Origin of the sequence: Pseudomonas sp. GM17 (assembly GCF_000282175.2) — a bacterium.
Taxonomy (GTDB): Bacteria; Pseudomonadota; Gammaproteobacteria; order Pseudomonadales; family Pseudomonadaceae; genus Aquipseudomonas; species Aquipseudomonas chlororaphis.
Window position 1 is genome coordinate 4,873,415 of sequence record NZ_CP124732.1, and the last position, 20,362, is coordinate 4,893,776.

A 20,362-nucleotide genomic window follows, 5' to 3' on the forward strand; every position below is an offset into this window, starting at 1 on the left:
CCCCACACCCACTTGTGTCGAGGGATTTATGGACGACCCCATCAACGACAAGCCGCCGACCCTTTGGCAGATGCTGCAAAGCGTCGCCGCTGCCGCCTTTGGCGTGCAGAGCGGGAAGAACCGCAAGCGCGACTTCACCCACGGCAAACCCAGCCATTTCGTGATCCTGGGCATTCTGTTCACCGCGGTGTTCGCCTTGACCCTGTTCGGTATCGTCAAGCTGGTAGTGCACCTGGCGGGGCTTTGAACGCCTGTCAGTGCAATAACAGATTCAGCGAGAAGGGATAACGGTAGCCGGCCGGCTTGCCCTCGGCCGACAACCCGCGAAAGTCCACGCCGTATTGCTGTGTCCCCTGCAACTCCAGCAGACGCTGCGCCTGGACCTTGTCCAGGAACTGGAACACGTCCAGTTGCCAGTCCGGGCCGCCATGGGTCGCAGGGTTCAGCCCCCGGGCATCGTCGTTGAGGACCACCATTGCCCAGCCCCCCAGGGTGAAGTGCCCGGCGATCAACGCCGTCAGGCGTCCGTCGATCAATGCCTGCAAGGCCTGCGGCGAGCTGTTCAGGGCGCTGAACAGCACATCCTTGCCCGGCCGCCGCCCTTGCTGCTCCAGCGCCTCCATCGCTCCCAGGGCCATCTCGTCGTTGGCCGACCAGATCAACTGCGTCTGCGGATAGCGCTTGAGCAACTGCTGGGCCTGCTCAAAGGCGCGCTGGCGATTCCACTCGCCATACACCAGCTGCCGCAGGCGCACCTCGGGATGCTCCGCCAATGCCCGCCGCAAGCCTTGCTCGCGTGATTGCGCCACTGGAGTGTTCTTCACGCCCGAGAACGCCAGCAGGTCGACGTACTGCCCGGGAGCGAACGGGCCGTGACGACGGATCAGCTCCTTGAGCATCAGGTAGCCGGCTTCTTCGTCGTTGGCGATCATGCTGCCGATCCAGTCGGGATAACGGCTCTGGTGCTCGTCCAGCAAGCGTTGCTGATCGGCGGTCAGCGCGTTGTTGACGACGAACAGCTTCACCCCGCTGCCCTGGGACAGGCGCAGGATCTCCGGCGCGACATATTGCTCGTTGACCACCACCAGGTAATCCGGCCGGTCCGGGCCCTGCAGGGCTTCCCGGGCCTGGCGGATGGTGGTTTGCGAATCGCGCTGCGAATAACGCACGCGCAAATCCAGGCCGAGGTCATTGGCCGCGGCCTGCATGAATTGGGAATACCCGACCCAGAAGTTTTCAGTGGAGTAGCCCGGATTCAAAAACACTACCGAGGTGGCATGGGCCATGGCCCAGAACGTTGGACTCAGTACAAGCAGCACCAGCAGCAGACACTTACCAAACGCCTTGAACATTGCGACCAGAGTCCCGGAATATTGCCCGCAGTATAACTGGCAAAATACTGGCCTATATCGGCAAATCGTCATTTCCCACAGACAATTCGGACTCTGCTCATCGCTTGACCGCAACTATTGATGACTGACCCAGAACACCGCCGTTCCCACGACCAGAATGATCAGAAAGAGAATGGCCCAAGCATCGACAGCACTGTCGCTTTTCCTTGCCTTGGTTGGATTGCTCATAGCATCGCCTCTTGTCGGTTTTATCGGTGACTGCACAAAGACTCGAGCACAGTTAAGCCGAGGATTGCCCTCACCACAAATGTGGGTTTGAGCCGGCCGGATACCGTTAGTCGTTTTGGTTCTTTGCATATACTCAAACATCACTTTTGCGCATAACTGCAAACTGGTATCTTCGCCCGGCTCCGTTGGGAGTGCGCGGCCGTGCGCGCAGAATTTCTTGGGTGACATCCGCCTCTGCGTCACCTGATAAGCCTGAGAACAGGATCTATATGTACGTATACGACGAGTACGATCAGCGGATCATCGAGGACCGCGTCAAGCAGTTCCGTGATCAGACCCGGCGCTATCTGGCAGGCGAGCTGAGCGAAGAAGAATTCCGCCCTCTGCGCCTGCAGAATGGCCTCTATATCCAACGTTTTGCCCCGATGCTGCGGGTGGCGGTGCCTTATGGCCAGCTGACTTCGCGCCAAGCACGGATGATGGCCAGGATCGCTCGCGACTACGACAAGGGCTACGCCCACATCAGTACCCGGCAGAACGTGCAGTTCAACTGGCCGGCGCTGGAAGACATCCCGGACATCCTGGCTGAGCTGGCGACCGTGCAGATGCACGCCATCCAGACCAGCGGCAACTGCCTGCGCAACGTCACCACCGACCAGTTCGCCGGCGTCGCCGCCGATGAGTTGATCGACCCGCGCCCCTGGTGTGAAATCGTCCGTCAGTGGACCACCTTCCACCCTGAGTTCGCCTACCTGCCGCGCAAGTTCAAGATCGCCATCAACGGTTCGACCTCGGACCGCGCGGCCATCGAAGTCCACGACATCGGCCTGGAGCCGGTGCACAACGCCGCTGGCGAGCTGGGCTTCCGGGTCCTGGTCGGTGGCGGCCTGGGCCGGACCCCGGTGGTCGGCGCCTTCATCAACGAGTTCCTGCCGTGGCAGGACCTGTTGAGCTACCTCGACGCCATCCTGCGGGTCTACAACCGCTACGGGCGGCGTGACAACAAGTACAAGGCGCGGATCAAGATCCTGGTCAAGGCCCTGACCCCAGAGGTGTTCGCCGAGAAGGTCGAAGCGGAAATGGCTCACCTGCGCGGTGGCCAGACCACCCTGACCGACGCCGAAGTGCATCGCGTGGCCAAGCACTTCGTCGATCCGGACTACAAGGCCCTGGCCAACCAGGACGCCGAGCTGGCCGAACTCGACAAACAATATCCGGGCTTCGCCCGCTGGCGCACGCGCAACACCCTGGCCCACAAGAAGCCGGGCTATGTCGCCGTGACCCTGTCGCTGAAACCCACGGGCGTAGCCCCGGGCGACGTCACCGACAAGCAGTTGGACGGCATCGCCGACCTGGCCGACCGCTACAGCTTCGGCCAGCTGCGCACCTCCCACGAGCAGAACGTGATTCTCGCCGACGTCGAGCAGAGCCAACTGTTCACCCTGTGGGGCGAGCTGCGCGAGCAAGGTTTCGCCACGCCGAACATCGGCCTGCTGACCGACATCATCTGCTGCCCGGGCGGTGATTTCTGCTCCCTGGCCAACGCCAAGTCGATCCCGATCGCCGAGTCCATCCAGCGCCGTTTCGATGACTTGGACTACCTGTTCGACATCGGCGAGCTGGACCTGAACATCTCCGGTTGCATGAACGCTTGCGGCCACCACCACGTGGGCCATATCGGTATCCTCGGGGTGGACAAGAAAGGCGAAGAGTTCTATCAGGTTTCCCTCGGTGGCAGCGCCAGCCGCGACGCCAGCCTGGGCAAGATCCTCGGCCCGTCCTTCGCCCAGGACGACATGCCCGATGTGATCTCGAAGCTGATCGACGTGTACGTGGAACAACGTACCGAAGACGAGCGCTTCATCGACACCTACCAACGTATTGGCATCGACCTCTTCAAGGAGCGCGTCTATGCAGCGAATCATTAAGAACAACGAGGTCATCGACGAAACCTGGCACCTGCTGCCCAAGGATGCGACCCTCGACGGTATTTCCAACTGCGACGACCTGATCGTACCTCTGGCCCTGTGGCGCGAGCACGCTCACGCCCTCAAGGCCCGCGACGGCGGCCTGGGCGTGTGGCTGGACGCCGATGAAGAAGCCGAAGAGATCGGCGATGACGTGCAGCACTTCCAGGTCATCGCCCTGAACTTCCCGGCCTTCACCGACGGCCGCAACTACTCCAACGCCCGCCTGTTGCGCGACCGTTACGGCTTCAAGGGCGAACTGCGAGCGATCGGCGATGTGCTGCGCGACCAGCTGTTCTACCTGCGCCGCTGCGGGTTCGACGCTTACGCCCTGCGCGCCGACAAGGACCCGTACGAAGCCCTGGAAAGCCTCAAGGACTTCTCCGTGACCTACCAGGCCGCCACCGACGAACCGCTGCCGCTGTTCCGTCGCCGCTAAGGCCCGCGCCAACAAAAAGCCCTGGACCGGGAAACCGGTTCAGGGCTTTTTTGTATCCGGCATCTTTAAATGCAGCATCTTTAAGCGCGGCATTTTTAACGCGGTGCCCGCGATCGCGGGCAAGCCTCGCTCCTACAGAAGAAACACGTTCCCGTGGTGCCCCTTACCAGAAACGCTGCTGGGTCAGGCGACTCCACCAGGTCAGCAGCACGCGGTCGATGGAACCGCTGGCCGCCAGCCCTACCCGCTCCTGCAGGCTCTTGCGCTCGGCGTAGTGCAGGTGGAACAGCTCGGCGCTCTTGGCGCGCTCGGCCAGGTACTCGTCGCTGGTTTTCAGCTCGTCGATCAGGTGCTTTTCCAACGCCGCGACACCCAGCCAGACTTCACCGGTGGCCACGTCGTCGATGACCAGTTGCGGCCGATAACGGGAAACGAAGTTCTTGAACAACTGATGGGTGACATCCAGGTCTTCCTGGAATTTCTCCCGACCCTTTTCGGTGTTTTCGCCAAACACGGTCAGGGTGCGCTTGTACTCACCGGCAGTCAGCACTTCGAAGTCGATATCGTGTTTTTTCAGCAGGCGGTTGACGTTGGGCAACTGCGCCACCACGCCGATCGAGCCGAGGATGGCGAACGGCGCGCTGATGATCTTCTCGCCAATGCACGCCATCATGTAGCCGCCGCTGGCCGCGACCTTGTCGATGCACACCGTCAACGGCACGCCGGCCTGGCGAATCCGCGCCAGTTGCGACGAGGCCAGCCCATAGCTGTGCACCATGCCGCCGGCGCTTTCCAGGCGCAGCACCACTTCATCCTTGGGCGTGGCCAGGCTCAGCAGCGCGGTGATTTCGTGGCGCAGCCCCTCGGTGGCCGAGGCCTTGATGTCGCCGCTGAAATCCAGCACGAACACCCGCGGTTTTTCCTCGTGCTGCTTCTTGTGTTTTTTCTCGGCCTTGGCCTCGGACTTGCGCAGTGCCTTGAGCTGGTCCTTGTCGAGCAGGCTCTGCTCCAGACGCTCACGCAGGCCCTTATAGAAATCGTTGAGCTTGCTCACATGCAACTGCCCGGCGCCCTTGCGCCGGCCTTTGCTGCGCAGCGAGGCAGCGGTGATCAGCACCACCAGGATGGCGATGACCAGGGTGACGGTTTTGGCCAGGAAACTGGCGTACTCGGAGAGAAACTCCACAGGGACTCCTTAAAGACGTGCATCACTGCCAACACGTGGCGGAATGGCTCCAGCATACCGGCGCAGCCAGGCGTCGACCAGTCGCGAAACCTCCTGTTACCGTGCTCTAACGGGCATTTCAAACAAGCGTATGTTTTTTCATTGACAGCTCACCGGCATCCTCATAACCTCGCAAAACTTTCAACGTACCGGGATGACGCGGACGTGGGCAGCATCTATCTGATTCGACATGGCCAGGCCTCCTTCGGTGCGGACGACTACGACGTCCTGTCGACCACGGGTGTGCGCCAGGCCGAAGTGCTCGGTCAACACCTGGTCGAACTGGGCGTGAACTTCGATCGCTGCCTGGCGGGCGACCTGCGTCGCCAGCAACACACCGCCAATTCCACCCTGCAACAGTTCAGCGCCGCGGGCCTGCCCACGCCGATCCTGGAAACCGATTCGGCGTTCAACGAATTCGATGCCGACGCGGTGATCCGCGCCTTGCTGCCCGATATGTTGTCCGAGGAGCCCAACGCCCTGGACATCCTGCGCAACGCCGCGCAGAACCGCGCCGAATTCCAGCGCATCTTCGCCCTGATCATCGAGCGCTGGCTGGCCGGCACCTACGATCCACCGGGGCTGGAAAGCTGGCTGGGGTTTGTCGAACGGGTGCAGGCCGGCCTGCAGCGCATTCTGGAACAGGCCGACAACACCCAGAAAATCGCCGTGTTCACCTCCGGCGGCACCATCACCGCCCTGCTCCACCTGATTACCCGGATGCCTGCCGCCCAGGCCTTCGAACTGAATTGGCAAATCGTCAATACCTCGCTCAACCAGCTGAAGTTTCGCGGTCGCGAGGTTGCCCTGGCTTCCTTCAACAGCCATGCCCACCTGCAACTGCTGAAGGCCCCGGAACTCATCACTTTCCGCTGAGTCCGGATCACTGTGACCCTTGCTGTAACAACCCATAAAAGGATCGAACCATGACCTCCGTAGCCGACGCCGTACAAGCCATGAAAGCCAAGTTCAACCCAGCTGCCGCTGCCGGCCTGGACCTGGTTTTCGGTTTCCGTATCGATGACACCAAGAACTTCTCGCTGATCGTCAAAGACAGCACCTGCGAGCTCAAGGAAGGCGAGAACCCGGACGCCCAGGTCACGCTGGTAATGGACGGCGAAACCCTGCAAGGCATCGTCAGCGGCGAAACCGACGGCATGCAGGCCTTCATGGGCGGCAAACTGCGCGCCGAAGGCGACATGATGCTGGCGATGAAACTGAGCGAACTGTTCCCGGCCTAAGTAAGCGCTTCCCCAGGGAAGCCCTTGTCTTGCCCACGAATCCCGCCTTCCGGCGGGATTCGTCGTTTCAGGCCCGCGCTTTCAGTCGGCGCAAAGGGGCTCGGCCAGCGGCAAACCGGTGACGGGAGCCGCCATCACCGAGGACGCCGCCAGCAGCTCCCGGGTATAGGGATGGCGCGCCATGCCGAACAGTTGCTCGGTCTCGCCGCACTCCACCACTTCGCCCTCCTTCATCACGATCAGGTCATGGGCCAGCGCCCGCACCACCGCCAGGTCGTGGCTGATGAACAGGTAGGTCAGACCATGCTCCTGTTGCAGGCGGCGTAGCAGCGCCACCACCTGTTTCTGCACCGTGCGGTCGAGGGCCGAAGTCGGTTCGTCGAGCAGGATCAGTTCCGGCTTGAGTACCAGGGCGCGGGCAATGGCAATGCGCTGGCGCTGGCCGCCGGAGAACTCATGGGGATAGCGATGGCGGCTGGCCGGGTCGAGGCCGACCTCCTGCAAGGCTTCGATCACCGCCTGCTCGCGTTGCCACGCATTCAGCTCGCTGTGCACCAGCAAGCCTTCGGCAATGATCTGCTGCACGCTGAGGCGCGGGCTGAGGCTACCGAAGGGGTCCTGGAACACCACTTGCAGCTGCCGACGCAATGGCCGCAGTTGCTTGCCGTCGAGGCTGTGCAGGTCCTGCCCCTTGAAGCGGATGCGGCCTTCGGACTCGATCAGCCGCAGGATCGCCTGGCCCAGGGTCGACTTGCCCGAGCCGGATTCACCGACAATGCCCAGGGTCTTGCCCCGTTGCAGTTGCAGGTCGATGCCGTTCACCGCCTTCAGGTAACGCCTGGGCCGCAGCCAGCCACCGCCCTGGCGGAACCAGACCTTCAGCCCCTCCACTGCCAGCAGAGTCTCGCTGGGCCCGCGGCGCAGCGCCTGGCCGCCGGGCTCGGCATTCAGCAGCTGGACGCTGTAGGGATGCCGGGGATCGGCGAACAGCTGCGCACACCCGGCCGTTTCGACTATCTCCCCGGCACGCATCACCGCTACCCGCTGGGCGATGCTGCGCACCAGGTTGAGGTCGTGGCTGATCAGCAGCAAGGCCATGCCCAGGCGCTGCTGCAAATCCTTGAGCAGTAGCAGGATCTTGCGCTGCACCGTCACGTCGAGGGCGGTGGTCGGCTCGTCGGCGATCAGCAGCTCCGGTTCGCAGGCCAGGGCCATGGCGATCATCACCCGCTGGCGTTGCCCGCCGGAGAGCTGATGGGGATAGGCCTGCAAGCGCTGCTCCGGCTGCTGGATGCCCACAAGATGCAGCAGTTCCAGGATCCGTTCGCGGGCCTGGCTGCCGGCCACCCCCTTGTGCAGGCGCAGGGTTTCCCCCAGCTGTCGCTCCAGGCTATGCAGGGGGTTCAGCGAGCTCATGGGCTCCTGGAAGATCATCGCGATGCGGTTGCCACGCAGCTGGCGCAAGCGCGCCGGGCTGGCGCCGAGCAACTCTTCGCCGCGATAACGGATACTGCCCGCGATGCGCGTGCTGCCCGGGTCGAGCAATTGCAGGAGGCTGTGGGCCGTCACCGACTTGCCGGAGCCGGATTCGCCCACCAGCGCCAGGCATTCGCCGCCGCGGATCTCCAGGTCGATGCCATGCACCACCTCAGTGGCCTTGAACGCCACCCGCAGGCCGCGCAGTTCAATCAGTCGTTCACTCATCTCAATGCCTCGGATCGAAGGCGTCGCGGCAGGCTTCGCCGATAAACACCAGCAACGACAGAATCAGCGCCAGGGCGAAAAACGCCGTCAGCCCCAACCAGGGCGCCTGCAGATTGCTTTTGCCCTGGCCGATCAACTCGCCCAGGGACGCGCTGCCGGCGGGCATGCCGAAGCCGAGGAAATCCAGGGCCGACAGGGTGGCGATGGCCCCGGTGAGGATGAACGGCAGGTACGTCAGGGTGGCGCTCATGGCGTTGGGCAGGATGTGCCGCAGCATCACCTGGGTATCGCCGACACCCAGGGCCCGCGCCGCCTTGACGTACTCCAGGCCGCGGCTGCGCAGGAACTCGGCGCGCACCACATCCACCAGGGCCAGCCAGGAAAACAGCGCCATGATCCCCAGCAGCCACCAGAAACCCGGCTCGACGAACCCTGAGAGAATGATCAGCAGATACAACACCGGCAGCCCCGACCAGACCTCCTGCAAGCGCTGCCCCAACAGGTCGATCCAGCCGCCGTAATAGCCCTGCAGGGCGCCGGCGGCGATGCCGATCAGCGCGCTGGCGGCGGTCAGCGCCAGGGCGAACAGCAGCGACACCCGGGTGCCGAAGATCACCCGCGCCAGCACGTCCCGGGCCTGGTCGTCGGTGCCCAGCCAGTTCTGCGCCGAAGGCGGACTGGGCGCCGGTTGCGTCAGGTCGTAGTTGACCGTGTCGAAAGCGAAAGGAATCGGCGCGAACAGCAACCAGCCGCCCTGCCCTTCGATCAACTGGCGCACCGAAGCGCTGCGGTAATCCGGCTGGAACGGCAGCTCGCCGCCGAACTGCTGCTCGGTGTAACGCTTGAACGCCGGGAAATACCACTGGCCCTGGTAAGCCACCAGCAAAGGCTTGTCGTTGGCGATCAGCTCACCGCCGAGGCTCAGGGCGAACAGCGCGACGAACAGCCACAACGACCACCAGCCGCGCCGGTGGGACTTGAAGCGCTGCCAGCGCCGCTGGCCTATGGGAGACAAGGTCAACATCAGGCGCTCCTTGCACTGAAGTCGATGCGCGGATCGACCAGGGTGTAGCACAGGTCGCCGAGCAGTTTTATCAGCAGACCGAACAGGGTGAAGATGAACAGCGAGCCGAACACCACCGGGTAATCCCGCGACACCGTGGCGTCGTAGCTCAGGCGCCCGAGGCCGTCGAGGGAGAAGATCACCTCGATCAGCAGCGAGCCGCCGAAGAACACATTGACCAGGGCCTGGGGCAAGCCGGCGACCACCAGCAGCATGGCGTTGCGAAACACATGGCCGTACAGCACCTGCCGCTCGCTCAGGCCCTTGGCCCGGGCGGTGACCACATACAGGCGGGAAATCTCGTTGAGAAAGCTGTTCTTGGTCAGCAGGGTCAAGGTGGCGAAACCGCCGATCACCAGGGCGCTGACTGGCAGCACCAGGTGCCAGAAATAATCGACGACCTTGCCCCAGGCCGAGAGCTGGGCGAAGTTCTCCGAGACCAAACCGCGCACCGGGAACCAGTCGAGCAAGGTGCCGCCGCCGAACACCACGATCAGCAGCAGGGCGAACAGGAACCCCGGCATCGCATAACCGATGACGATCGCCGCGCTGCTCCAGACATCGAAGGCCGAGCCGTCATGAATGGCCTTGCGAATCCCCAGCGGGATCGACACCAGGTAGGTGATCAGCGTCGCCCACAGGCCCAGCGACAAGGTCACCGGCAGTTTCTGTGCGATCAGCTCGGTGACCTTGGCGCCACGAAAGAAACTGTCGCCGAAATCCAGCCGCGCATAGTGCTTGAGCATCAGCCACAAACGCTCGCCGGCGGGTTTGTCGAAGCCGTACTGGCGCTCAATATCGGCCAGCAGCTTGGGGTCCAGGCCACGGGTGGCGCGGGACTCGCCGCCCACCGTCTCGACATGCCCGCCGGCCACCGCCGCGGCGCCGCCAATGCCTTGCAGGCGGGCGATGGCCTGCTCCACCGGGCCGCCGGGCGCCGCCTGGACGATGACGAAGTTCACCAGCAGGATGCACAGCAAGGTGGGCACGATCAGCAGCAGGCGCCGCGCGCTATAAGCCAGCATGGACCACCTCCCCGCTACGTTGGCGCATCTGGCTCAGGGTCAGTGCCTCGGCGCTGACCTCCCACCAGGTGTCGAGCCCGGCGTCGTACAGGGGGGCGATGGCCGGCCGGCCAAAGCGGTTCCACCACACCGAGGAAATGCCCGGCGGGTAGTAATTGGGAATCCAGTAGTAGCCCCACTGCAACACCCGGTCCAGCGCCCGGGCGTGGGCCAGCATGCTGGCGCGGCTGTCGGCCTGCACCAGGGCGCTGATCAGCCCGTCCACCGCCGGATCGCGCAGCGCCATGTAGTTGTTCGAGCCCGGGTCGTCGGCGCTCACCGAACCGAAGTAGTTGAACAGCTCGCGCCCCGGCGCCTGGGACACCGGGTAGGCGGCGATGATCATGTCGTAGTCGCGGCTGCGCACGCGGTTGGTGTATTGCGCGGTGTCGACCTGGCGGATATCGAAGCCGATGCCGATCTGCGCCAGGTTGCGCTTGAACGGCAGGAGCAAACGCTCCAGGCCTTTCTGGCCGTTGAGAAAGGTGAAATGCAGGGGCTCGCCGGCGGCGTTGCGCAACTGATCGCCCTGGGGTTTCCAGCCCGCCTGTTCCAGCAGCTTCAGGGCCTGCAACTGCTGCGGGCGGATGATCCCGCTGCCGTCGGTGCGCGGCGCCTGGAACACCTGGGTAAAGACCTCGTCCGGGACCTGCCCGCGCCAGGGTTCGAGGATCTTCAATTCTTGCGCGTCCGGCAGCGCCGCTGCCGCCAGTTCGCTGTGGGAAAAGAAGCTCTGCTGGCGCAGATACAGGCTGCGCATCATCTGCCGGTTGCTCCACTCGAAGTCCCAGAGCATGGCGATCGCCTGGCGCACCCGGCGGTCCCGGAACTGCGGTTTCTGCAAGTTGAAAATAAAGCCCTGGGCGCCCAGGGCCGAACCCGGCGCCAGGTGTTCGCGCACCAGCCGCCCCTGCTCCAGTGCAGCGCCGGCATAACCGATGGTGTAGCCGGTGGCGGAGAACTCGCGGTTGTAGTCGTAGCCGCCGGCCTTGAGGATCTGCCGCGACACATCGGTGTCGGCGAAGAACTCCACCCGCAGCCGGTCGAAGTTGTAGCGTCCGCGGGCCACCGGCAGGTCCTGCCCCCACCAGTCCTTGACCCGCTCGAAGTCCACGCTGCGCCCGGCGTCCACCACGCTCACCCGATACGGCCCGCTGCCCAGCGGCGCTTCGAAGCCGCCACCGTCGGCGAAATTGCGGCCGCGCCACCAGTGCTCGGGCAACACCGGCAGCGATGCCAGGTCCAGGGGCAAGGTCCGGCTCTCAGTGTTCTTGAACACAAAACGCACCCGGGTCGGCGATTCCACCTGCACCTCGGCGACATCGGCGAACTGCTGACGGTACTTGAAGCTGCCCTGGGTCATCAGCAGCTCGAAGGTGTAGCGCACGTCCTCGGCGGTGATCGGGCTGCCATCGTCGAAGCGCGCCCGCGGGTTGAGGTAAAAGCGCAGCCAGGAACGGTCCGCGGCCAGCTCCAGGCCTTCTGCCACCAGGCCGTACACGGTGTAGGGCTCATCCTTGGAGCGATAGGCCAGCGGCGCGTACAGCCAGCCGTCGATGTCGGCCACGCCGGTGCCTTTGTCGATGTACGGAAGCAGATGATCGAAGGGCCCGCTTTCCAGGGAGGAACGGCGCAGGCTGCCGCCCTTGGGCGCGTCCGGGTTGACATAGTCGAAGTGCTGGAAGCCGGCGGGGTATTTCGGGGCTTCGCCGTAGACCGTCAGCGACGGTTGCACGGCGGCCAGCAGCACGGGGCTCGGCAGCAGGCAGAGCCAGAACAGCACAGCGCGTTGCAACAGCATGGAATGATGCCTCTTTGAACAGGGGCCAGGATGACGGTGTCTGTACCGGCGTCATCGCGAGCAAGCTTGCTCCTACAGAGGACCTGTGCACTTCTGTAGGAGCGAGCTTGCTCGCGAAAGATCGTCCAGCCGCCACTCGACTCCCAGCCTTATCTCTCCACCCGAAACACCCCGCTCCTGCCTGTCATGTGCAACTGACCGGGCATTTTTATAGAGCGGGTTTTAGAACCTTTGGTTACTAAAAAGCGTCCGGACCTTTTATTGCCGGTCGACTCAGAAGTTGTAACTGAGCCGCGTATACAGGGTCCGTCCGAACGGGTCCGAGTAGCGTGGGTCGTAGCCGCTCTGGAAGGTGTAGGTCTGGTTGCTGAACGGCGGCTCGCGGTCGAACAGGTTCTTCACCCCGAGGGTCACGCCCAGGGCCTGGCGCCAGGTGTAGGTGCCGGCCAGGTCCCAGACGTTGTAGGAGCCGACGCGGTTATGGCTGTCGCGGTCGGAGTCGTGGTAACCGCTGGTGTAGCGGTTGGTCAGAGTCGCGCCCAGCGGCCCCTGGTTCCAGGTCGCGGTCAGGCTGTGGCGCCAGCGCGCCACCGCGCCGGCCGAGGCGAAGTCGCCGCCGCGAAAATCCCCGAGCTTGTCGATGTATTCGCCCTTGAGCTGTTGCTGGTAGTCGTAGCGGGTGACGTAGGTGCCTTGCAGCCCCAGGCCGAACTCGCCCCAGGCAGTGGCTGGCAGGCGATAGTCGAGGCTGACATCGACCCCGCTGGTCTTGAGCTTGCCCAGGTTGGCCATGCCCGTGACCACGTGATCGATGGAGCCGTCGGCCTTGCGCACCAGCCGGTCGGCGTACAGGTCGGGATTGTCGAACGGCGCCGACTCGGGAAACTCGGCGATCTGGTTGGCGACCTTGATCCACCAGAAATCCAGCCCGGCATTGAGCCGCTCGAACGGTTGGTAGACGAAGCCGAATGTCACGTTGCGCGCGGTTTCCGGCTTCAGCTCGGTGTTGCCGCCGGTACTGCGGTTGAACTGCTGGGCGCAGTCGCGGTTGCCGATCCCGCCATTGGCCGGGGTGCCACCGGGGCATAGCCGCGGGTCGTTGTAGTTGGCGTTGGTGAAGGTGGTAAAGGTCGGGTTGTACAGCTCGTACAGCGACGGCGCGCGGAAGCCTTCGCTATAGGCGCCGCGCAGCACCAGTTCCTTGAAGGGCTGGAAGCGGAACGAATACTTGGGGTTGGTGGTACTGCCGAAGTCGCTGTATTTGTCATGCCGGATCGCCGCCGTCAGCTCCAGGCTGTCGAGCACCGGCACGTTGAGTTCGGCGTACTGCGCCTGCACGCTGCGGTCGCCCGACACACTGCCGTTGGGGTCGATGCCCAGGCTCTGCACATTGCCGGCGAACTGGGCGAAATCCTGGTGGAAGTCTTCCTTGCGGTACTCGCCGCCCAGGGCCAGGGCCGAAGGGCCCGAGCCGAACCAGTCGCCGATCTCGCGGCTGACCCGCCCGTCGATGGCCTTGACCCGCCCGACCGCCGTGGCGTAATCGCCGTCCACCGTATTTGCCGCCAACAGCGCGCTACCCGCCGCGGTCTGCGGGCCGAAGGGGTTGATCACGCCATTGGCGATACCCTGGGACACCGCCACATCGTTCACGTAGCCGCTGCGGATGGTGCTGACCACCTTGTTCTGGTTGTACGAGGCGCCGATGTTGTAATCCCAGCCGGAGACACTGCCGTCGAACGTCAGCAGCAGACGCTGGCCAGTGTTGTCATCCTCATGGCGCCGCGCACCGACATCGGTTTCCCGCCAGTTGGCCGCCACCGGTTGCGTCGGGTCGAGGGCAAAGCCGCTGGGCCCCGGGGTGATGCCATTGCCCGGATAAAAGGCCGTGCCCGGGTTGACCTGATTGCCCATCAGGGTGCCGGGGCCGATCTGGGTGCGGTTCTCGTTGCGCGCCCAGAAGTATTCGAGGCTGACGTTGTGATCGTCGCTGAGCTTGCCGGTGGCCTTGGCGAAGGCCGAGGTCTTTTCGGTTTCCGGCACCAGGTCCAGGTAACTCCACAGGCTCTGGCGGCAGATGCCGTTGCGCGACAGCAAGCCCGGCGCGTTGCAGCCGGAGCCGGCCAGCGGGTTGGTGGCATTGGCGCCCTGGCTCCAGTTGGCCGGCGAAGCGGTGCCGGAGGTGTAGTCCAGGCCCCGGCCCGGCTGGTAGTTGTAGGTGTAGCCGCGATCCTTGGCGGCCAGGCGCTCTTGTTTGTCGTAGCTGACCACGCCGAACACGTTGAAGCGGTCTTCCTCCAGGTCGCCGATGCCCCAGCTGCCGCTGAAGTTCCTGCTCTGGCCACCGCCGGAATGGCTCGGGGTGTCGTAGCCGGTACTGACCTGGCCGCGGGTCAGGCTCTTCTTGGTGATGAAGTTGATCACCCCGCCGATGGCGTCGGTGCCGTACAGCGCGGACGCGCCGTCGCGCAGCACCTCGACCCGGTCGATGGCGGCAAACGGAATGGTGTTGAGGTCGACCCCGGAGCCGTTGATGGCATTGGTCGCGTTGTTGCTCAGGCGCCGGCCGTTGAGCAAAACCAGGGTCTTGTTCGGGCCTATGCCGCGCAGGTCGGCATAGGCCGCGCCGCCACTGCTGGAGCCCACTGAGCGCCCGGAGCCGACCGAGGACTGGTTGGCGGAAATCCGGTTGATCAGCTCTTCGGTGGTGGTCACGCCCTGCTCGCGCAGCTTCTCGACCCGCAGCACGGTGACCGGCACCGCGGTCTCGGCATCGACCCGGCGGATCGCGGTGCCGGTCACTTCCACCCGCTGCAACTGGGTGGTGGGCTCAGTAAACGCCGGGGCGCTGCTGGCGGTGCTGGTGTCCGCCACGAGGGTCACGCCCTGGGTGTCCTGCTGCTCCTTCAGGCCGCTGTCCTGCAAGGCCAGGGTCAGCGCCTGGTGCTGGTCGAGCTGGCCCTGGATCGCCGGCGCATAACGGCCGCTCACCAGCTTCTGCTCGAAGGAAATCGGCAGGCCGGTCTGTCGGGAAATCTGCAGCAGGGTCTGGTCCAGCGGCCCCGCGGGCAGGTTGAACGGAGTGGTCGCGGCCCAGGCCGGCAATACATTCAGCGCCGCCAGCAAGGCCAGGCTCAAAGGGGATCTACGGGGTACGAACAGACTCATGGACAACCATCCCTGCATTAGGTGTATGCAGGGATGTGCAACGGCCCGGAGGTTTTTATAGAGGCCGGTCTAGACCGTTGGGTGATGAGCTTATGCCTGTTCGTCTGCCCCGTAGGAGCACAGCTTGCTCGCGATAGCGGCGGGTCAGATACGACGCCATCGCGAGCAAGCTGCGCTCCTACAGAGGAATCACGCAAAGGCCTCCATTTTTGCAGGCGCAACAAAACCTGTAGGAGCGAAGCTTGCTCGCGATGCAGGCGCCGCGGTGCATCAGGCCAGACACCATCAGCCATAGGGAGGGTTCAGCCGCCAAAGTGATAACTCACATCCAGCCACCACTGGCGGCCGTAGGGGTCGTAGTTGCCGGTGGGGTAATACGGCCAGCCACCGGAGTCGTCGCGCTTGACCTGGTTCAGCAGGTTGTTGACGGTCAGGCCGACGCTGGCGCGGTCGTTGACCTTGTAGCGGGCGCTGGCGTTGAACACGGTCCAGGGCGACAGGCGCCCGTCCGAGTTGCCGTTGGTCACGCTGCCATAGCGGATGCCCAGCAGGGTCGCGGTGTAGTGCTGGTAATCCCAGGTCAGGCTGGCGTTGACCTTGCTGCGCCAGTCGTGATTGCTGCGGTCCACGCGCCAGTCCTGGGTCGGCGCGTCGTCCGATTCCTTGTAGAAATGCGAGAGCACCAGGGTGTAGCCCAGGGTCGAACTGAAGGCCCCGTACTCCCCGGCGCCCCAGCGGATATTGCTTTTCAGGTCGAGCCCGCTGACCCGTTCGCTGGCGGCGTTGATCGCATTGATCTGCACCCGCTGCAAGCGGTTCGGGTCCACCGCGGCAGTGCCCGGGTTGCGCTGGATGCGCGCCAGGGTCGCCTGGCAGCTGGCCGAATTGATGTCCATGGCGCCACTGCGGCAGGCGTTTTCCTCTTGCAACAGGCGGTTCTGGTCGACAGTGGTCAGCAGGTCTTCGATCTGCACGCGCCAGTAATCCACCGACACATCGAAGTTGCGCGACGGCGACCAGACGAACCCGTAGGTCCAGGACTTGCCCCGCTCGGACTTGAGGTCGGCGGTGCCGCTCTGGGTGTAGTCCACCCGCCCGCGATCGCAGGCGCCCTCGACACCCTGGCTGCACCCGTAGTAGTCGATCTGGTCCGGCACATAGCCGTTGGTGTCGGCCTGGTAGATGTAGTTCAGGTCCGGGGCGCGGAAGCTGGTGCCGTAGCTGCCGCGCAGCAGCAGGCTGTTCAGCGGGCGCCATTCCAGGCCGAGGTTGTAGGTCTTCTGCTGCTCGGTGCGGCCGCTGAATTTGTACTGGTCCCAGCGCCCCGCCAGCGACGCCAGCAGGCTGTCGCTGATCGGCACGCTGAACTCGCCGCCGGCGGCATAACGCTTGCGCGAGCCACCGGAACTCTGCGCCGGAGTGGTGCCGTAGAAGCTGCCGTCGTTGAGCCCATCGTCCGGGTCGACGCGGTATTCCTGCTTGCCCAGCTCAAGGATGCCGGCGAAGCCCACCGGCCCGGCCGGCAAGTCGAACAGCTCGCCGTTGAGCGAGGCGTTGTAGCTCTGCGACACCGACTTGCTGGTCTGGGTCAGGTTGCGGCGAAACTGCCGCCATTCCTCTTCGGTCAGCGGCCGGTCAAGGCGTGAGGCATCCGGGGCGAACAGCGGATACCCGCCCTGCTCGCCCAGCTGCGGCCCCAGGTAGAAATCGCGAATAGTGGCCGACGGCGTATAGCGGGTGGTGCGCACGCTGCGGTACTCCGAGCGGTTGGCCGCCAGCTCATAGCTCCAGGCCGTGTCGGCGATCCGGTCGGACAGGCCCAGGGTGCCGGTCCAGGAGGTGTCGCGCCACTTGCTGTTGTTGCTGGTGCGGCCGCCGATTTCCTCCTCGGAGAAACGCCGGAACCAGCGCTCCAGGTTACCCGTGTTCCGGTTGATGAAGTCGGGCGAGGTGAAGCTCGGCCCGCGGGTGTTGTTCTGGATATGGTCCAGGCCATACATCAGGTCGGCGAAGACCTTGCCGCTGTCGCTGAAATGCCAGGTGCCGCGGGTGTAGCCGTCGTAGTTTTCCTTCTGCGTCTGCAAGGTCCAGTAATCGTTGTAGACCTGGTCGGTGGTGCAGCGCCCGCCGCTGCCACTGAGGTGGTTGGCAAACACCCCGGAGTAGGCGCCGCAGCCAGGGCCGATGTATTTGCCGCTGTCGAGGTTGCGCCGATAACCAACGTCCAGGGCCGGCCCGCGATCCATGAAACCGCGGTCGTCGGCCCAGATCGGTTGGCGATGGGTCAGTTCCAGGCCGAACAGGCCATCGAAATCCCCCCAACTGCCACCGCCGCTGATCTGCAGGCGCTGGTTATCGCCGCCGCCGCGCTCGGTGGTGCCGCCACGCAGGTTGACGTCGATGCCGCTGGCCTTCTCCTTGAGGATGATGTTGACCACCCCAGCAATCGCATCAGAGCCGTAGATCGCCGAGGCGCCGCTGCTGAGAACCTCGATGCGGTCGATGATCGCCGAGGGGATGTTGGCCAGGTTGGTGAAGTTGACCTGGCCGCCATAGGCCGTCGGATAGTCCGCGACCCGCCGGCCGTTGATCAGCACCAGCGTGTGGTTGGGGCCCAGCCCCCGCAGGTTGAGGGCGCTGGCGGCGGGCTGGAAAGTGTTGCCGTAGTCCTCGCCCTGGGTCATGCCGGTGTTCTGCGTCTGGGTCGCCAGGGCGTCGTAGACGTTGCGGTAACCGCGGGCCTCCATCTCTTCATGGGTAATCACGTTCACCGGAGTGGCGCCGTCGGACTGGGCGCGGGCGATGCGCGAGCCGGTCACCGTGACCTTTTCCAGCTGCGGGTCCGGCGCGCGTACCGGCGCCACGGTGCTGACTTTAGGGCTGGCCTTGGCACTGGCCGGAGCATTGCGAATGGTCAGCCCCTGCTCGCTGTGCTGGGCCTCCAGGCCGCTGCCTTGCAGGGCCTTGTCCACCGCCTGCTGGCCGCCCAGGGCACCACGAATGGCCGGGCTGCGCTTGCCCTGCACCAGGTCCTGGCGGAAGGAAATCGGCACCCCGCTCTGCCGCGAGATATCCAGCAGCACCTCGTCCAGCGGGCCGGCGGCAATGTCGAAGGTGATCTGCCTGGCCTCTAGCTGCCGGGATTCTGCCTGCTGGGCCCAGGCGGCGCTGCCACAAGCGCCGAACGCCAGGGCCAACGCCAGTGACAGGCGCGGCGGGTTGAAAAGGTTCGATGAGTGCATGGAGCGATTCCCTGTTGAATGCGGTTGCAGGGAATGAGCAGCGACTGACGGGTTTTTATAGGGTGGCGGTTAGGCCAAGGGGTTATGGGGTTATAACCGCGCCCTTCAGCGCGGCTCGATGCTGACCCAATATGGGCTGTGGTAGCTGACGCGGATCGGCAGCGAACGCTCGAGCAACTGCAGGCTGCGGTCGCTGTCGTCCAGGGGATAGATGCCGCTCAGGCGCAGGTCGGCCACCTGGGGGCTGAGGCGGATGATGCCGCGCCGGTAGCCGCGCAAGCTGTCGATCACCTCGCTCAGGGGGCGGTCGCGGGCCTCGAATACCCCCGAGGTCCAGGCGCTTTCATGGCCCTTGGCACGCTCCAGCAGCAACAGTTGCCGAGCGTCGAAACGCAGGCTTTCGCCGGCCTCGACCACCTGCCGCGCGCCACTGGCGGTGAGCACCTCGACCTGCGAATGCAGCATCACCAGGCGCGTCCAGTCCTCGCCGCGCTCCACCAGGAACTTCGTGCCCAAAGCCCGCATGCGCCCGTGTTCGGTTTCCACCACGAAGGGCCGCTGCGGGTCCCTGGCCACGTCCACCAGCAGTTGACCATTGCGCAGTTGCAACAACCGCTGTTGGGCATCGAAACAGGTCACGACCTGGCTGCGGGCGTTGAGGGTCAGGGCGCTGCCGTCGGCCAGGGAGAAATCGCGGCGTTCACCAGTGCCGGTGTACAGGGCGCCCGCCTCGGGCAGCAGGTTGTAGCGTCGGCCGAGCAAGGTCGCGGCCAGGGCCAGGGCCATCACACTCAGGCTGCCGCCGATAAAACGCCGACGGCTCGACGGCGCATTCAGGCTGTGCAGCAGGCTGTCCCGGGACAGGTTGCGCAACGCCTGACTGCGCAGCGCCCCCAGGCCGCCGCCCATCAGCGCGATGATCTGCTCGTGCTGCGGGTCGGCGGCGCGCCAGTCGTGGAATGCCTGGCGTTCCTGGGCGTTCATCTGCCCCGATTGCAGGAGGGCCATCCATTGCGCCGCTTCATCCACCAGCGCCTCGTTCGCGCGCGGCCGGCTCATGCGTCGACCATCGCCTGATAACAGCGCTTGAACGCCTCGGCCATGTACTGCTGCACGCGACTGGTGGACACCCCCAGCTGCTGGCCGATTTCGGCGTAGGTCAGGCCGTCGAGCTGATGGTAGAGAAAGGCCGCCTTGGCCTTGGCGGACAAACCGTTGAGCAAGCGGTCCACAGCCAGCAGCGCTTCGATCACCAGCGCCCGCTCCTCGGGTGACGGGTGCACCGGCGTTGGCGCCAGGGCCAGGCTTTCCAGGTAGGCGCGCTCCAGGTCCTGGCGCCGCCAGCCTTCGTAGACCAGGCGCCGGGCGATGGTGGTCAGCAGTGCCCGGGGCTCGCGGATGGCCGCGGGGTCCGGCAGGGCCAGCACCCGCACGAAGGTTTCCGAGGCAATGTCCTGGGCGCTGTGATGGCAGCCCAGGACGCGACCCACCGAGGCACACAGCCACTGATAGTCGCGTTTGAACATCTGCCCGATCAGTGAGTAATGAGGGTTCCGATTCGCACCCATGCCTGGCTCCCTCACAAGACAGCTCCCCCTCTCGAAATCGTCTGGCTGGTTCGGGACATTGCCGACCCAGGATTAGGGGAGCGACTGTGCAACAGGGCTGAATCCATTTGGAAGTAATTAAAAATTTACCCAGGCTAACTAACGAATATATGTAATCCGGCGCCTCGCGGCGCCGCCCGACGCACTTGATTGATCTCGGTCAGCAGGACGCCCAAAGGTCCTCTCTACTCTGGCGCCTCCATCGGCCAGGGACGGCTTTCGGAACGGCCGGCCCCGCTTCATCCTCAAGGAAGAGTCGCT

The 20,362-nt window shown here is 64.4% G+C and carries 15 protein-coding genes; 5 read left to right on the forward strand and 10 right to left on the reverse strand.

The window, feature by feature from the left end; all coding sequences use genetic code 11:
- Positions 1–28 precede the first annotated feature (28 nt).
- On the forward strand, positions 29–247 hold the full coding sequence (locus PMI20_RS21665; RefSeq protein WP_007921856.1) for a DUF2970 domain-containing protein: 219 nt from the start codon (positions 29–31) through the stop codon (positions 245–247).
- A gap of 7 nt (positions 248–254) precedes the next feature.
- Here PMI20_RS21665 and PMI20_RS21670 read toward each other — a convergent pair whose 3' ends face one another.
- On the reverse strand, positions 255–1,352 hold the full coding sequence (locus PMI20_RS21670; protein ID WP_007921854.1) for an ABC transporter substrate-binding protein: 1,098 nt from the start codon (positions 1,350–1,352) through the stop codon (positions 255–257).
- Positions 1,353–1,849: 497 nt separating this feature from the next.
- On the opposite strand from PMI20_RS21670, the gene PMI20_RS21675 reads away from it, so the two are divergent.
- Both PMI20_RS21675 and PMI20_RS21680 read left to right on the forward strand, forming a co-directional pair.
- A complete protein-coding gene (locus PMI20_RS21675) occupies positions 1,850–3,508 on the forward strand; it encodes a nitrite/sulfite reductase (RefSeq protein WP_007921849.1) in 1,659 nt (552 codons plus the stop codon).
- Positions 3,492–3,986, forward strand: a complete 495-nt coding sequence (locus PMI20_RS21680) for a DUF934 domain-containing protein (RefSeq protein WP_007921840.1) — start codon at positions 3,492–3,494, stop codon at positions 3,984–3,986. The genes PMI20_RS21675 and PMI20_RS21680 overlap by 17 nt, the downstream gene beginning before the upstream one ends.
- A gap of 163 nt (positions 3,987–4,149) precedes the next feature.
- Here the strand turns inward: PMI20_RS21680 and sohB are convergent, their stop codons facing one another.
- The gene (sohB, locus tag PMI20_RS21685) at positions 4,150–5,172 is read right to left on the reverse strand and encodes a protease SohB (protein ID WP_007921839.1); all 1,023 of its coding nucleotides are present in this window, start codon (positions 5,170–5,172) and stop codon (positions 4,150–4,152) included.
- Between the two features lie 204 nt (positions 5,173–5,376).
- Here sohB and PMI20_RS21690 point away from each other — a divergent pair, with 204 nt between their 5' ends.
- A complete protein-coding gene (locus PMI20_RS21690) occupies positions 5,377–6,087 on the forward strand; it encodes a histidine phosphatase family protein (protein ID WP_007921838.1) in 711 nt (236 codons plus the stop codon).
- Between the two features lie 50 nt (positions 6,088–6,137).
- Positions 6,138–6,452 carry an SCP2 sterol-binding domain-containing protein gene (locus PMI20_RS21695; RefSeq protein WP_007921837.1) on the forward strand — a complete coding sequence of 105 codons (315 nt, stop codon included), beginning with the start codon at positions 6,138–6,140 and terminating at the stop codon, positions 6,450–6,452.
- A gap of 81 nt (positions 6,453–6,533) precedes the next feature.
- Here PMI20_RS21695 and PMI20_RS21700 read toward each other — a convergent pair whose 3' ends face one another.
- The 8 genes from PMI20_RS21700 to PMI20_RS21735 all read right to left on the reverse strand — a co-directional run bounded on the left by PMI20_RS21700 (position 6,534) and on the right by PMI20_RS21735 (position 20,062).
- Positions 6,534–8,156 (reverse strand): ABC transporter ATP-binding protein, encoded by a 1,623-nt coding sequence (locus tag PMI20_RS21700; protein WP_007921836.1) that lies wholly within the window; start codon positions 8,154–8,156, stop codon positions 6,534–6,536.
- Between the two features lies 1 nt (position 8,157).
- Positions 8,158–9,180, reverse strand: coding sequence for an ABC transporter permease (locus tag PMI20_RS21705; protein ID WP_007921835.1), 1,023 nt, complete (start codon positions 9,178–9,180; stop codon positions 8,158–8,160).
- Positions 9,180–10,244, reverse strand: a complete 1,065-nt coding sequence (locus PMI20_RS21710; protein ID WP_007921834.1) for a microcin C ABC transporter permease YejB — start codon at positions 10,242–10,244, stop codon at positions 9,180–9,182. The genes PMI20_RS21705 and PMI20_RS21710 overlap by 1 nt, the downstream gene beginning before the upstream one ends.
- A complete protein-coding gene (locus PMI20_RS21715) occupies positions 10,231–12,084 on the reverse strand; it encodes an extracellular solute-binding protein (RefSeq protein ID WP_007921832.1) in 1,854 nt (617 codons plus the stop codon). The genes PMI20_RS21710 and PMI20_RS21715 overlap by 14 nt, the downstream gene beginning before the upstream one ends.
- Positions 12,085–12,357: 273 nt before the next feature.
- Positions 12,358–15,252: a TonB-dependent receptor gene (locus PMI20_RS21720; protein WP_007921831.1), complete on the reverse strand. Its 2,895-nt coding sequence runs from the start codon at positions 15,250–15,252 to the stop codon at positions 12,358–12,360.
- Between the two features lie 302 nt (positions 15,253–15,554).
- On the reverse strand, positions 15,555–18,494 hold the full coding sequence (locus tag PMI20_RS21725; RefSeq protein WP_007921830.1) for a TonB-dependent receptor: 2,940 nt from the start codon (positions 18,492–18,494) through the stop codon (positions 15,555–15,557).
- A gap of 105 nt (positions 18,495–18,599) precedes the next feature.
- On the reverse strand, positions 18,600–19,553 hold the full coding sequence (locus PMI20_RS21730) for a FecR domain-containing protein (protein WP_007921829.1): 954 nt from the start codon (positions 19,551–19,553) through the stop codon (positions 18,600–18,602).
- Positions 19,550–20,062, reverse strand: coding sequence for a sigma-70 family RNA polymerase sigma factor (locus PMI20_RS21735; protein ID WP_007921828.1), 513 nt, complete (start codon positions 20,060–20,062; stop codon positions 19,550–19,552). The genes PMI20_RS21730 and PMI20_RS21735 overlap by 4 nt, the downstream gene beginning before the upstream one ends.
- Positions 20,063–20,362 lie beyond the last annotated feature (300 nt).

What these genes read in the sequence shown, in the direction of transcription:
- PMI20_RS21665 (WP_007921856.1), top strand. Translation starts at nt 29, where the DNA reads ATGGACGACCCCATCAACGACAAGCCGCCGACCCTTTGGCAGATGCTG.
- PMI20_RS21670 (WP_007921854.1), bottom strand. Translation starts at nt 1,352, where the DNA reads ATGTTCAAGGCGTTTGGTAAGTGTCTGCTGCTGGTGCTGCTTGTACTG.
- PMI20_RS21675 (WP_007921849.1), top strand. Translation starts at nt 1,850, where the DNA reads ATGTACGTATACGACGAGTACGATCAGCGGATCATCGAGGACCGCGTC.
- PMI20_RS21680 (WP_007921840.1), top strand. Translation starts at nt 3,492, where the DNA reads ATGCAGCGAATCATTAAGAACAACGAGGTCATCGACGAAACCTGGCAC.
- PMI20_RS21695 (WP_007921837.1), top strand. Translation starts at nt 6,138, where the DNA reads ATGACCTCCGTAGCCGACGCCGTACAAGCCATGAAAGCCAAGTTCAAC.
- PMI20_RS21700 (WP_007921836.1), bottom strand. Translation starts at nt 8,156, where the DNA reads ATGAGTGAACGACTGATTGAACTGCGCGGCCTGCGGGTGGCGTTCAAG.
- PMI20_RS21705 (WP_007921835.1), bottom strand. Translation starts at nt 9,180, where the DNA reads ATGTTGACCTTGTCTCCCATAGGCCAGCGGCGCTGGCAGCGCTTCAAG.
- PMI20_RS21710 (WP_007921834.1), bottom strand. Translation starts at nt 10,244, where the DNA reads ATGCTGGCTTATAGCGCGCGGCGCCTGCTGCTGATCGTGCCCACCTTG.
- PMI20_RS21715 (WP_007921832.1), bottom strand. Translation starts at nt 12,084, where the DNA reads ATGCTGTTGCAACGCGCTGTGCTGTTCTGGCTCTGCCTGCTGCCGAGC.
- PMI20_RS21720 (WP_007921831.1), bottom strand. Translation starts at nt 15,252, where the DNA reads ATGAGTCTGTTCGTACCCCGTAGATCCCCTTTGAGCCTGGCCTTGCTG.
- PMI20_RS21725 (WP_007921830.1), bottom strand. Translation starts at nt 18,494, where the DNA reads ATGCACTCATCGAACCTTTTCAACCCGCCGCGCCTGTCACTGGCGTTG.
- PMI20_RS21730 (WP_007921829.1), bottom strand. Translation starts at nt 19,553, where the DNA reads ATGAGCCGGCCGCGCGCGAACGAGGCGCTGGTGGATGAAGCGGCGCAA.
- PMI20_RS21735 (WP_007921828.1), bottom strand. Translation starts at nt 20,062, where the DNA reads ATGGGTGCGAATCGGAACCCTCATTACTCACTGATCGGGCAGATGTTC.